This window comes from Actinorectispora metalli (assembly GCF_056323685.1).
The window spans coordinates 1,852,711-1,864,529 of record NZ_JBREYE010000002.1; the positions used below are offsets into that span (position 1 = coordinate 1,852,711).

Annotated in this window: 12 protein-coding genes; 1 reads left to right on the top strand and 11 read right to left on the bottom strand. The window is 69.4% G+C overall.

The features are described 5' to 3' along the window. Positions 1–8: 8 nt before the first annotated feature. The 3 genes from secF to yajC all read right to left on the bottom strand — a co-directional run bounded on the left by secF (position 9) and on the right by yajC (position 3,440). Complete coding sequence (gene secF / locus ACU6XJ_RS28950; protein ID WP_476318697.1) at positions 9–1,244, bottom strand: protein translocase subunit SecF; 1,236 nt, start codon at positions 1,242–1,244, stop codon at positions 9–11. 2 nt (positions 1,245–1,246) lie between these two features. Then, a complete protein-coding gene (gene secD / locus ACU6XJ_RS28955) occupies positions 1,247–3,010 on the bottom strand; it encodes a protein translocase subunit SecD (RefSeq protein ID WP_476318489.1) in 1,764 nt (587 codons plus the stop codon). A gap of 124 nt (positions 3,011–3,134) precedes the next feature. Then, positions 3,135–3,440 (bottom strand): preprotein translocase subunit YajC, encoded by a 306-nt coding sequence (gene yajC, locus ACU6XJ_RS28960; protein WP_476318699.1) that lies wholly within the window; start codon positions 3,438–3,440, stop codon positions 3,135–3,137. A gap of 609 nt (positions 3,441–4,049) precedes the next feature. Between yajC and ACU6XJ_RS28965 the strand changes: the two genes are divergently transcribed. Next, positions 4,050–4,268 carry a hypothetical protein gene (locus ACU6XJ_RS28965; RefSeq protein ID WP_476318491.1) on the top strand — a complete coding sequence of 73 codons (219 nt, stop codon included), beginning with the start codon at positions 4,050–4,052 and terminating at the stop codon, positions 4,266–4,268. Positions 4,269–4,640: 372 nt separating this feature from the next. Here the strand turns inward: ACU6XJ_RS28965 and ruvB are convergent, their stop codons facing one another. The 8 genes from ruvB to ACU6XJ_RS29005 form a co-directional block, all read right to left on the bottom strand. Further along, positions 4,641–5,681, bottom strand: a complete 1,041-nt coding sequence (ruvB, locus tag ACU6XJ_RS28970) for a Holliday junction branch migration DNA helicase RuvB (protein WP_476318493.1) — start codon at positions 5,679–5,681, stop codon at positions 4,641–4,643. Further along, positions 5,678–6,268, bottom strand: coding sequence for a Holliday junction branch migration protein RuvA (gene ruvA / locus ACU6XJ_RS28975; protein ID WP_476318495.1), 591 nt, complete (start codon positions 6,266–6,268; stop codon positions 5,678–5,680). Before ruvA ends, ruvB begins: the two co-directional genes overlap by 4 nt. Further along, positions 6,265–6,864 (bottom strand): crossover junction endodeoxyribonuclease RuvC, encoded by a 600-nt coding sequence (ruvC, locus tag ACU6XJ_RS28980; RefSeq protein WP_476318497.1) that lies wholly within the window; start codon positions 6,862–6,864, stop codon positions 6,265–6,267. Before ruvC ends, ruvA begins: the two co-directional genes overlap by 4 nt. Before the next feature lie 85 nt (positions 6,865–6,949). After that, on the bottom strand, positions 6,950–7,360 hold the full coding sequence (locus ACU6XJ_RS28985) for a DoxX family protein (protein ID WP_476318499.1): 411 nt from the start codon (positions 7,358–7,360) through the stop codon (positions 6,950–6,952). 111 nt (positions 7,361–7,471) lie between these two features. Beyond that, positions 7,472–8,302 carry a DUF4097 family beta strand repeat-containing protein gene (locus ACU6XJ_RS28990; RefSeq protein ID WP_476318501.1) on the bottom strand — a complete coding sequence of 277 codons (831 nt, stop codon included), beginning with the start codon at positions 8,300–8,302 and terminating at the stop codon, positions 7,472–7,474. An 11-nt stretch (positions 8,303–8,313) separates the two neighbouring features. Beyond that, on the bottom strand, positions 8,314–8,955 hold the full coding sequence (locus ACU6XJ_RS28995; protein WP_476318503.1) for a response regulator: 642 nt from the start codon (positions 8,953–8,955) through the stop codon (positions 8,314–8,316). After that, a complete protein-coding gene (locus tag ACU6XJ_RS29000) occupies positions 8,943–10,211 on the bottom strand; it encodes a sensor histidine kinase (protein WP_476318505.1) in 1,269 nt (422 codons plus the stop codon). Before ACU6XJ_RS29000 ends, ACU6XJ_RS28995 begins: the two co-directional genes overlap by 13 nt. Before the next feature lie 182 nt (positions 10,212–10,393). Continuing rightward, complete coding sequence (locus ACU6XJ_RS29005; protein WP_476318507.1) at positions 10,394–11,791, bottom strand: polysaccharide deacetylase family protein; 1,398 nt, start codon at positions 11,789–11,791, stop codon at positions 10,394–10,396. Positions 11,792–11,819: the final 28 nt, after the last annotated feature.

Genomic DNA, 11,819 nt, shown 5'->3' on the forward strand with positions numbered 1-11,819 from the left:
GGGGTTGGTCAGCGCTGGCGCTTGCCGGAGGGCCGGGTGCTGGACTTGCCTGCCGGGCGGCGGCGCCCGTCGGTGGGCCGATGGCGGGCCGGTACGGAGGAGGCGGCGGCCAGGGCCCGCTCGTGGCGGAGTTCGGCGGCCAGTGCCTCGTCGTCGGTGGTGTCCAGGTCGCCGGCGTGCGCGGCGGAGGCCTTGCGGGCGATGCTCGCGCGGCGGTTGGCCACCCGCTGGGCCTGCTGCTGGTACTGCGGGTCGCGCATCTTCAGGTCCACCAGCAGCGGGGTGGCCAGGAAGATGGAGGAGAACGCACCGGAGAGCATGCCGGTGAGCTGCACCAGCGCGAGGTCCTTCAGGGTGCCGACGCCGAGCAGGCCGACGCCGATCACCAGCAGACCCAGCACCGGCAGCACCGCGATCAGCGAGGTGTTGATCGAGCGCATCAGGGTCTGGTTCAACGCGAGGTTGGCCGCCTCGCCGTAGGTGCGGCGGGTCAGGCCGAGCAGACCGCGGGTGTTCTCCTTGACCTTGTCGAACACCACCACCGTGTCGTAGAGGGAGAAACCAAGGATCGTGAGCAGACCGATCACGGTGGCGGGCGTGACCTCGAAGCCGACCAGCGAGTAGACACCCGCGGTGAGCAGGATGTCGAACACCAGCGCGGCGAGCGCGGAGACCGCCATCCATTTCTCGAAGTACAGCGCGAGGAACAGCGTCACCAGGATCAGGAACACGATCAGCGCGATGAGCGCCTTGTCGGTGATCTCCCCACCCCAGCTCGCGCTGACCGCGCTGTCGCTGATCTGGGCGGGCTGCCCGTTGGTCTGCGGCTGGGTCTGCTTGGACAGGGCGTCCTTGAGCTGGAACACCTCGCCCTGGTTCAGCGTCTCGGACTTGATCACGATGCTCTGCGAGGCCCCGGTGCCCACCGCCTGCACGGTCGGGTCGCCCTTGCCGGGCAGTGCCTGGTGGTAGACGTCCTTGGCCTGTTCGACGGAGATCGGGCCGTTGGCTCCGGTCGCCGACATCTGCACGGTGGTGCCGCCGATGAAGTCGATGCCGTAGTTGAAGCCCTTGAACGTGATCGTGCCGAGGCAGATCAGCACGGCGATGGCCAGCAGGATGTACCAGCGCTTGCGCTTGCCGATGACGTCGAAGGCGCCGGTACCGGTGTAGAGCCTGGTGAACAGGCGCTCCTTGCGCACCGAGGCGTCGAACCGGTCGCCGGTGGCGGTCAGGTCAGCCATGGTCACGCCTCCGAGGATGCGGTGGACGCGGGGGCCGCGGCGGCCTTGCGGTGGGCCGCGGCGTACCGCTGGATGGAGCCGAAGCCGGAGATGCTCGGGTTGCTGAGCAGCTTGGACTTCGACGCGACGACGACCAGCGGGTGGGTCACCAGGAACACCACCACGAGGTCCAGCACGGTGGACATGCCGAGGGTGAACGCGAAGCCCTTCACCTGGCCGACGGCGAGCACGTAGAGCACCGCGGAGGCCAGGAAGCTGACCGCGTCCGCGGACAGGATGGTGCGCCGGGCGCGGACCCAGGCCCTCGGCACCGCGGACCGGTACGTCCGGCCCTCGCGCATCTCGTCCTTTATTCGTTCGAAGAAGATGATGAACGAGTCCGCGGTGATACCGATCGCGATGATGAAGCCCGCGATACCGGCGAGGTCGAGGGTGAAGCCGATCCAACGACCGAGCAGCACCAGCACCGCGTAGACCACGACACCGGACAGCAGCAGCGAGAGCACCGTCAGCAGGCCGAGCGCGCGGTAGTAGAACATGCAGTAGATGACCACGAGGATCAGGCCGATGCCGCCCGCGATCAGGCCCGCCTCCAGCGAGGCCAGGCCCAGCGTCGCGGACACCGTCTCGGCGTTGGAGGACTCGAAGCGCAGCGGCAGCGCGCCGTACTTCAGCACGTTGGCGAGCTCGTTGGCGTCCTTCTGCGTGAACTGGCCGCTGATCTGGGTGTTGCCGCCGATGATCGGCTCGTTGATGCTCGGCGCGGAGACGACCTCGGTGTCCAGCACGAACGCGGCGCGCTTGCCGACGTTCTTGGTGGTGAAGTCACCCCAGATCTTGCTTCCCTCGCTCTTGAAGCTCAGGTTGATCACGTAGCCGACCGCGCCCTGCGGGATGCCCGCGCTGGCGTCGTCGATCAGCTCGCCCTTGATGAACACCGGGCCCAGGACGAACTTCTCCTGGATCTCCTCGCCGTCCTTGGTCTTTTCCTTCTTGCCGCAGGTGACCAGTGGCAGGGCCGGGTCGTCGAAGCCCTTCAGCGGGTCCTTCTCCTCGCACTTGAACGCGCTGAGAATGGCCTGCTGCAGCTGAGGATCGGTCTCCAGGGCGGGATTCTGCCGGATCTCCCGCAGCTTCTTGATCTCCTCGACCTTCTTCGGGTCGAAGACACCGGAAGGCGCGGCCGGGGTGGTCGTCGGGGTCGCCGACGGCGTGGCACTGCCGGTGGGCGCCGTGGTGCCGGTCGGCTGCTGCGCGGGCACCGGGCGGCCCTGCGGCGAGGGACTCGGGCTACCCGCCGACGGCGGGTTGGCGCTCGGCGTCTGGCTGCCGCTGGGCGCCGGGTTCGACGGCGTGGGCTGAGTGGGCTCCTCGCCGCCGACCGGCGCCTGCGCGCTGTTGACCACGGCCCGGAAGTTCAGCTCGGCGGTGCTGCCCAGGCTCTTGGCCTGGTCGCCTTCCTGACCGGGGACCGTGATGATCAGGTTGGTGCCGTCCTGCACCACCTCGGCGTTGGTGACACCGAGGCCGTTGACGCGCTGCTCGATGATGGCCTTGGCCTGGCGGAGTTGCTCCTGCGACGGGACCTTGCCGTCAGGGGAGGTCGCGGTCAGCGTGACCCGCGTACCGCCCTGAAGGTCGATGCCCAGTTTGGGGGTCGGCTTTCCGCCGCCGGTGAAGAACACCAGTGCGTACAGGAATGCCACGATAAGCACGAAGACCGCCAGGTATCGCCCTGGCCGGATGTGCCCTACTGGTGGTGCCACGGTAGGTCGATCCCCTCACGCTGATTCAGGTCTGTTCGCGCCGCGGGCCGGTGCAGGGTGGCCCCGGGAAATTATGCGGGCGGGGGCGCAGCGTACCCCGTCCGGTGTGTGTTTCGGGTAGGGCTTACTGCACGCTCTTCTTGTCCTCGAGCGGCGCCGCGACCTGCGCGGTCGACTCGGGAGCGACCTCGTCGTCCGTCCGGTCGTCCTCGTTGCTCTCCTCGGCCGCGACCGGGTTGATCTTCTCGCGCACCGCGGCCCGCACCCACGTGGTGACAACGCCGGGCGCGATCTCCAGGTCGATGGTGTCCTCGGCGTCGATGCTCGCCACGGTGGCCTGCAGCCCGCTCGTGGTCAGCACCCGGTCGCCGGGCGCCAGCGAGCCCTGAAGCTTCTGCATCTCGGCCATGGCCTTGCGCTGACGACGCATACCCAGGAACAGCGGCAGCACGAACAGCAGCAGGAGCAGCGGCAGAATGAGGTTGGAGAGGTTCACGGTGCTCCGATCGCGGGCGCGGTAACGCCCTCGGTGACGTTCAATTCCCCGGCAAGTCTGCCAGGCGCGATTCCCACCACCCCGGCGGCATACCACTCACCCCGCCCACCCCACCACCCACAACCGGTTACCCACGAGTAGCAGCCCGCTCCCCGCCATTCGCCCAGAAAGCAGCACCTGCGATGACTGGCCACAGCCTGCGGTGACGACCAACGGCGGCGGCGAGTGGTCTGCCTCGCCGGCGATCGCGTCGCACAACGGACGCGAAATGAACCAAAAGTGTTGCGGCTCTTGAGGCTCCGCTCTCCCAGGGCCGCATGATGACGCCGCAAGAGGTCATGATGTCGCCCTAGGGGCGCATGATGTCGTCCTGGGGAGGATTTCGAACTGAAGCGCCCCCGATTTCCAGCATAGGGCCAGGGACTGACAGTTCTCAGGCTTGGTGATTGGCCGCTGTAGTTCTTGGGCCTTGGTGATTGCCCGCTGTGGTGACTGGCGGCGGCCGTTAGTGGCAGTGAGGACTTGTGGCGGCGGAGTTGCGTGGTGCAGCGGTCGTTGAAGGCAGCGGTCGTTGCGCTGCGGGTGAGACTTCACCACGCCGATGCCGGCGGTGGTGGCCACATCGTGCTCGGAGATGAAGACCGGCGGCTCGAACAGGGTCTGCTGAATCCGGTCGACCATGGCCGCGACCATCGGGGTGTCCGAGGAATTCTCGATCAGGATGCCGAACTCGTCGCCCTACATGCGCACTTCACTCGCTAGCTCGGGCGCGGCGCACAATCCTCACTGCCACCACTCACCGCAGCCGATCACCGCACTTGCCAGTCACGCAGCGGCCAGCCTTCACGTTCAAGGAACTGTCAGTCCCACGTTCTATGCTGGAAATCGGGGCGCCTGGGTCCGAAATGCTCCTCAGGGCGTCGTCATGCGCCCCTAGGGCGACATCATGATCGCCTGGGGCGTCATCATGCGGCCCTGGGAGAGCGGAGCCTCGAGGCACGCAACACTTTTGGTTATTTCGCTGCCGCCGCGCGGCCGATCATGGCAGGGCCATTTCGGGAGTCGGTTGGGCGTTGTGGAAGCCAAGGTAGGTCCGCGGAAATCCGTGTGGCCTTGCTGCGGGGTGGCTTCCGGTTACTCGTCGAACAGGGTGGGCGTGCCGTCGCCGGGGGCTTGGGCCGGGGCCGGTAGGCCGAGGTGTTGCCAGGCGGCGGCGGTGGCGACGCGGCCGCGGGGGGTGCGGGCCAGCATCCCGGCGCGGACCAGGTATGGCTCGCAGACCTCTTCGACGGTGGTGGGCTCCTCCCCCACCGCGACGGCCAGCGTGGACACCCCGACCGGACCGCCGCCGAAGGAACGCACCAGTGCGCCGAGGACCGCGCGGTCCAGCCGGTCCAGGCCCATCTCGTCCACGTCGTAAACGGCCAGGGCAGCCTTGGCGACGTCGAGGGTGACCGCGCCGTCGGCCCGCACCTCCGCGTAGTCGCGGACCCTGCGCAGCAGGCGGTTCGCGATGCGGGGCGTGCCCCGCGAGCGGCGGGCGATCTCCACTGCGCCGTCGTCGCGAAGGTCGACGCCGAGGATGTTGGCCGACCGTCGCAGCACCCGCTCCAGTTCCTCCGGCGCGTAGAACTCCATATGCGCGGTGAAGCCGAACCGGTCCCGCAGCGGGCCGGTCAGCGATCCCGACCGCGTGGTCGCCCCGACCAGCGTGAACGGTGCGATGTCCAGCGGGATGCTGGTCGCGCCGGGGCCCTTGCCGACCACCACGTCGACCCGGAAGTCCTCCATCGCGAGGTACAGCATCTCCTCGGCGGGCCGCGCGATGCGGTGGATCTCGTCGATGAACAGCACATCGCCCTCGACCAGGTTCGACAGCATCGCCGCGAGGTCGCCCGCCCGTTCCAGCGCAGGCCCCGAGGTGACGCGGATGGCCGCGTTCAACTCGGCCGCGATGATCATGGAGAGGCTGGTCTTGCCGAGGCCGGGCGGCCCGGACAGCAGCACGTGGTCGGGCGGGGTGCCGCGTCGCTTGGCGCCTTCCAGCACCAGTTCAAGCTGCTCGCGGACCCTGGCCTGACCGATGAATTCGGTGAGGTCGCGGGGCCGCAGCGTGGACTCGTCCTCCCGGTCGGTCGGAGCGGCGAGCGGCGAGAGCGTCTCGTCCTCGGTCACCGCTTACGCCCCAGGGTGGTCAGCGCCTTGCGCAACACCGCGGAGGTGTCGGCGTTGCCGTCGGCGGCAAGCACGGCGTCGACGGCCTGCTCGGCCTGGCGGGTGGGGAACCCGAGGCCCTGCAACGCCTCCACCACCTGGTCCCGGACCGGGGTGGCGGCGGCGTGCCCGTTGGAGCTTGCCAGCGCCTTGCCGATCTTGTCGCGGAGTTCGATGATCAGCCGCTCGGCGCCCTTCTTGCCGATGCCGGGCACCTGGGTGAGCATCGCGATGTTGTTGTCGGTGACGGCCGTACGCAACTGGTCGGGGTCGAGCACCGCGAGGGTGGCCATCGCCAGCCGCGGTCCGACCCCGGAAACGGTCTGGAGCAGCCCGAACAGCTCGCGCGCCTCGGCGTCGGCGAAGCCGTACAGGGTGAGCGAGTCCTCGCGGACGACGAGCGCGGTGGCCAGCACGGCTTCCTCGCCGCGGCGCAGTGTGGCCAGCGTCGCGGGGGTGGCGTGCACGGCGAGACCGACGCCGCCGACCTCCACCACGGCGTGGTCGAGGCTGACGGCGAGAACGGGCCCGCGCACCGAGGAGATCACTTCAGCGCCCCTTTCGCCTTGGCCATGGTGGCCTGCTTCGCCTTCGCGGCCGACGCCAGCCTCGCACGGTGCTTGGCGGCGAGTTCCTTGGCCCGCGCTTCGGCCTCGGCGAGCCGCGACATCATCGGCGCGCGCCACAAGTGGCACACGGCGAGCGCGAGCGCATCCGCCGCGTCGGCGGGCTTGGGCGCCTCGGCGAGCCCCAGCAGCCGGGTGATCATGGCTGTGATCTGCGCCTTGTCGGCACGTCCCGAGCCGGTCACAGCGGCCTTGACCTCGCTGGGGGTGTGAAACGCGACGGGCAGCCCGCGTTTGACCGCGGCAAGCGCCGCGATGCCGGAGGCCTGCGCGGTGCCCATCACGGTGCGCACGTTGTGCTGGCTGAAGACCCGTTCCACCGCGACGACATCGGGCTTGTGCTCCTCAAGCCATTCCTCGATGCCGTTGGACACGGCGAGCAGCCGGTCGGCGAGCGCGGCGTCGGCGGGGGTGCGCAGGACACCGACGGCGACGCAGGTGGCACTGCGCCCCACACCGCCATCGACCACGCCCAACCCGCACCGGGTCAGCCCGGGGTCGACTCCCAGCACCCGCACGCACCCTCCCAAAGATCGCGAACACCCGTTCGAAGCCTAGGCCCACCGGGGATTCGGTCCGGGACCGACACGCGAATGGCAAAAACTACAGGGCGAACAGCGAGCCGGTGATGGTCAGGCCGACGTCGGTGCCCCCGAAGAAGCCGAACAAGGCGAGGGCGGCTCCGGCCAGGGACAGGTCTTTGAAGAACTGGGTCGACTCGTTCTGTCTGACCGCCGGGTCGGTCTCCTTCCAGAACGGGTGCATCACGAACGCCGTGGGAACCAAGAACAGGAACAGCAGCAGCGCACCGACGTCGGGCCAGATGCCGAGCGACACCAGCAACGCGCCCAACGCCTGAACCGCCCCGCTGCCGAGCACCATCAGCCTGGCCGAGGGCACACCTTTGGACTGGGCGTATGCGGCGATCGCCGCCGTCGAGGTGAAATGACCCAGCGCTGATGCCGCGAAGATCCCCGCGAACAGGATGCGGCCGATGAGAACCAGGATGTCCATGGCGACCTCCTTGGTCGAGCCTTCCCAGCATTGAAAGGCACCTCACCGGCCGCCGCAGCACGAGAAGGGCCGGGCTGACCCCCATCAGCCCGGCCCGCGCTCCCCTGCTCGTCAGCCCGCGTATCGAATCCGCACATCGCCCGCCTGGGTGTCGACCTGCATCACGCGGTCTGCCTGCGGTGACTGGCGGACCGTCACGTCCCGCTCCCCCGCGTCGCTCGCGCCGCTGACCCGGTACTCGTCCTGGCCGGGCACGGTGACCTCCACGCTGCCCGCATCGGTGCGGGCCTTCACCTGCTGTGGCGTCACCGCGAACGACAACTGCACATCACCGGCCTGGGTCTGCACATCGGCGACGGTCGCGCGCAGGTCGCGCACGGTGATCCGGCCCGAATCCGTGATGGCCTTGACCTCGGCCTCGATACCGCGCAGGTCGATGTCGCCCGCCTGCGACTCCGCTTGGACTCGCTGCGTCTTCAGACCCGACAGGAGCACATCACCGGCGTCGGTGGACACCGTCACGGGACCACGCATATCGCGCACGTCCACATCACCCGCGTCGGTGTGCAGCACCAGGTCGATGCCGACCGGCACCTCGATCGTGTACCGCACCTCGCAGCGGCCCCAGGCGAAGCGCCGCGGGCAGTGCGAATCCACCCGCAGCGTCTCACCGCTCCAGGTCTCGGTGATCACGGGCTTGGTCTGCGACCACTGGAGCAGCCGCTGCACCCGCACCTGGCCCTCGGTTCCCGGGCGCACCACCACGTCGGCGGCGTCCATGTCGACGTTCACCTTGGTGACGCCCTGCTGGAACGTGTGTTCCTGCGTTTCGGTGCGCTCCTCGTAGCCGATCAGGTTCCACAGCGTGAAGCCGCCCGACACGATCAGCAGCAGCGCCACCCCCACCCCCACGATCAGCCAGCCGGTTCGCTTCTCCGACATGCGATTCCCCTCTATCCCTTGAGAAACCGCAGGACCGCGAGCACTCTGCGGTGGTCGTTCTCCGCCTGCGGAAGTTCGAGCTTGCTGAAGATGTTGTTGACGTGTTTGCCGACGGCGCTCTCGGTGATCACCAGCGCGCCCGCGATGCCTGCGTTGGAGCGGCCCTCGGCCATCAGACCGAGCACCTCCCGCTCCCGCGGGGTGAGGCGTTCCAGCGGGTTGTTGCGGCCCCGCAGCAGAAGCTGCGACACCACCTCGGGGTCCAGCGCGGTGCCTCCCGCGGCGACCCTGCGCAGCGCGTCCAGGAACTGCGCGACATCGGCGACGCGGTCCTTGAGCAGGTAGCCGACCTTGCTGGTCTCGGCGGCGAGCAGTTCGGAGGCGTAGCGCTCCTCGACGTATTGGGACAGCACCAGCACCGCCACCCCGGGCCACTGCCGCCTCAGCACCAACGCGGCCCGCAGCCCTTCGTCGGTGTGGGTGGGCGGCATCCGGACGTCGGCGACGACCAGGTCCGGTTGGTGCCGCTCGACGGCGCGGAGCAGCTGCTCGGCGTCGGCGACGGCCTCCACGACCTCGATGCCTGCCGCACCGAGCAGTCGGACCAGGCCCTCGCGCAGCAGGACCGAGTCCTCGGCGATCACGACTCGCATGGCAACTCCACGATGATCCGGGTTCCGCCAACGGCGGGACTGTCGATGCGCAGGGTTCCGTCCACTGAGGACACCCGCTGGGCGAGGCCGTGCAGCCCGGTGCCGCCGTCGAGGCGGGCGCCGCCGCGGCCGTTGTCGGCGACCAGGATGTGCAGCGTGCCGTTGTCCCTGGTCACCGTCACCTCGGCCTGGCTCGCCGAGGCGTGTTTGGCGACGTTGGCCAATGCTTCGGCCACCACGAAGTAGGCGATGGCCTCGATGGTCGGGGACGGCCGGGTGGCCAGCTCGACCCGCAGCCGCACCGGCACCGGGGAGCGGGCGGTGATGCCGGAGAGCGCGGCGTCCAGACCGCGGTCGTTGAGCACCGCGGGGTGCAGGCCACGCACCAAATCGCGCAGTTCGGCCAGCGCCTGCTTGGCCTCCTCGTGCGCCTGCTCGATGGCGTCCTTGCCACCTTCGGGCAGGTCGTGCAGGGTTTCCCTGGCGATGCCGAGGTTCATGGCCAGCGCCACCAGCCGCTGCTGCGCCCCGTCGTGCAGGTCGCGTTCGATGCGCCTGCGTTCGGCGTCGGCCGCGTCAACCACGCCCGCCCGGCTTTCGGTGAGCGTTTCGACGCGTTGGATCAGCTGTTGGCGGTCGCTGGGGCCAAGCAGCGCCTGCGCCGCGGACAGGTCGGCAGCGGCGACGCCGCGAGCCACCCAAGGCGCGGTGAACAGCAGGAACACCGAGGCGATGAGCAGACCGGTGACGACCTCGATGTTGTCGGGCCGCCAGCCACCCACGGCGCTCTCGGGCAGATTCCAGCCGAGGACCAGGTACATCAGGCCGACCAGCGCGCCGGACCAGAACGCCACGACCAGCGAGAAGCCGATAGCGGCCAGTGGCAGGGCGAGCAGGTGGTAGGCGATCTGGCGCCAGGTGCTCGCGGCGGTGGCTTCAGTCCTGATGCGCCGGGGCTTGGGACGTGGGATCGGCGGGATGACCGCGTCGAGGCAGCCCGCGAAGCGGGAGCGGTGCAGCGCCGTGAGGCCTCTAGTGGTGGCGAGCAGCAGGACCAGGAAGGCCAGTCCGGGGAACACCAGCGGCGCCAACCCGACGGACAGCGCCAGGAAGGTCACCACGAAGATGAAGCCTGCGATGGCGATCGGAAACCCTGCGACCACGTGCGCGGTGGCCCGCCATGCCGCGGGCGACACCGGCGCCAGCAGCACGACGGCGACCGGGCTTCGGTGCCGTTCGCCTTTCGTGGAGATCATGCGCTAACCGTAAGGAGCGGCCGCGGCGGTAACCATCCGGCTGTTCCCCGAGTTCATGGTGGTGCTAACCCCACCTTTCCCCGAGCCAGGACGGGGACGGCCTTCTCCCGCCGCTGTTTAATCGAGCAGCCCCCGACACAAGGTAGCGGGCACCACCGACAGAACCGGTTGACCAGCGCGCTTCAGCGACGCAGGTATTTGTGACCGGACTGGAGGTCCTTGCCGAACAGTTCGGGGACGGTGACGAACTGAAAGCCGCGGGCGCGGAGGGTGTCGATCACCTGGGGCACGGCGTCGACGGTGGTCGGGTGGATGTCGTGCATGAGCACGATGGAGCCCGGCTTCGCGGCGCCCGCGGCTTGGAGGACCGCAGCGGGGTCACGATGCTTCCAATCGAGGGTGTCGACGTCCCACAGGATGATCGGCAGGCCCACGCGGTCGCGCACCGCCTGGTTGATCGCGCCGTAGGGCGGGCGCAGCAGCTTCGGCCGCTCGCCGGTCGCCTTGGCGATGACGTCGTTGGTGCGGCCGATTTCCTGGTCGATCTCCTCCGGCGTGAGCTTGGTGAGGTCCTTGTGGCTCCACGTGTGGCTGCCGATCACGTGGCCCTCGGCGTGTGCTCGCGCGACCACCTTCGGCGAGGTCGCGGCGGACCTGCCGAGCACGAAGAACGTGGCGGGCACCTTGGCCTTGGCCAGCACATCCAGCAGCCGCGCGGTGTCGTGCCCTGGCCCGTCGTCGAAGGTCAGCGCGACGCACTTGGCCCTGGCGCAGTCCGGCTCGGGCAGGTCCGGCGCGGGCGGCTCCGGAGACGTGCTGGTCTCCGGCGAGGCACCGGCGAACGGCTTCTGCTCGCGCAGCGCGTCGCGCACCGTCCTGCCCAGTGGGGACAGCAGCTTCTCCGTCTCGTCGGGGCGGATGCGCACGCTCAGCCTGCCCTCCGACATCGCGGTCAACGCGCCCTCGTCGAGGGTGACCACCAGCGAGCCGTCGCGGTCGATGCCCGCGCCCGCGAACAGGTCCAGGTCCGACCGCGGTGGGTCGACTTCCTTGCCCGCGTTCTTGACCGCCTGCATGACGAGGGCGGCGGCGCGGTTCACCGCGGTCCGGTCCGCCAGCAGGTCGGTGCCGGTGCCGACGGTGCCGGAGCCGGTGTCGGCCCAGAGCACGGTGGCGGACTCGGCGCCGTTGGCGCCCGCGAACTCGTACCGCACCTCCTGGACTCCGATCACCGGGCCCGCGGCGCCGACGAGGTGCCAGGAGATGTTGAGCTCGGGCGCGGCGGTCGGCTCCGCTGCGGGCCGGGTGGACCTGATGAAGGTGTCGACCGCCTGCTGCACATCGGCGGCCAGCCGGTCGTTGAGGCGACCGGCGCCGGGGATCTGCGGCCAGGACACCAGCACCTGGCGGCGGGGATCGTTCTCGGTACTGGTGAGCACGGTGATGCCGGGCACGGCGTCGGAGGGCAGTTCGGCCAGCGCCTCACCGAGCACCGCGACCGGCCCGCTCGGCGGCGGCGCGGCCGCGGGTTCTTCGGCGGTGCAGCCTGCGACCATAAGGACCGCCGTCAGAAGCGCCACTGACCGTGAAAACGTTCGCCCACCCATG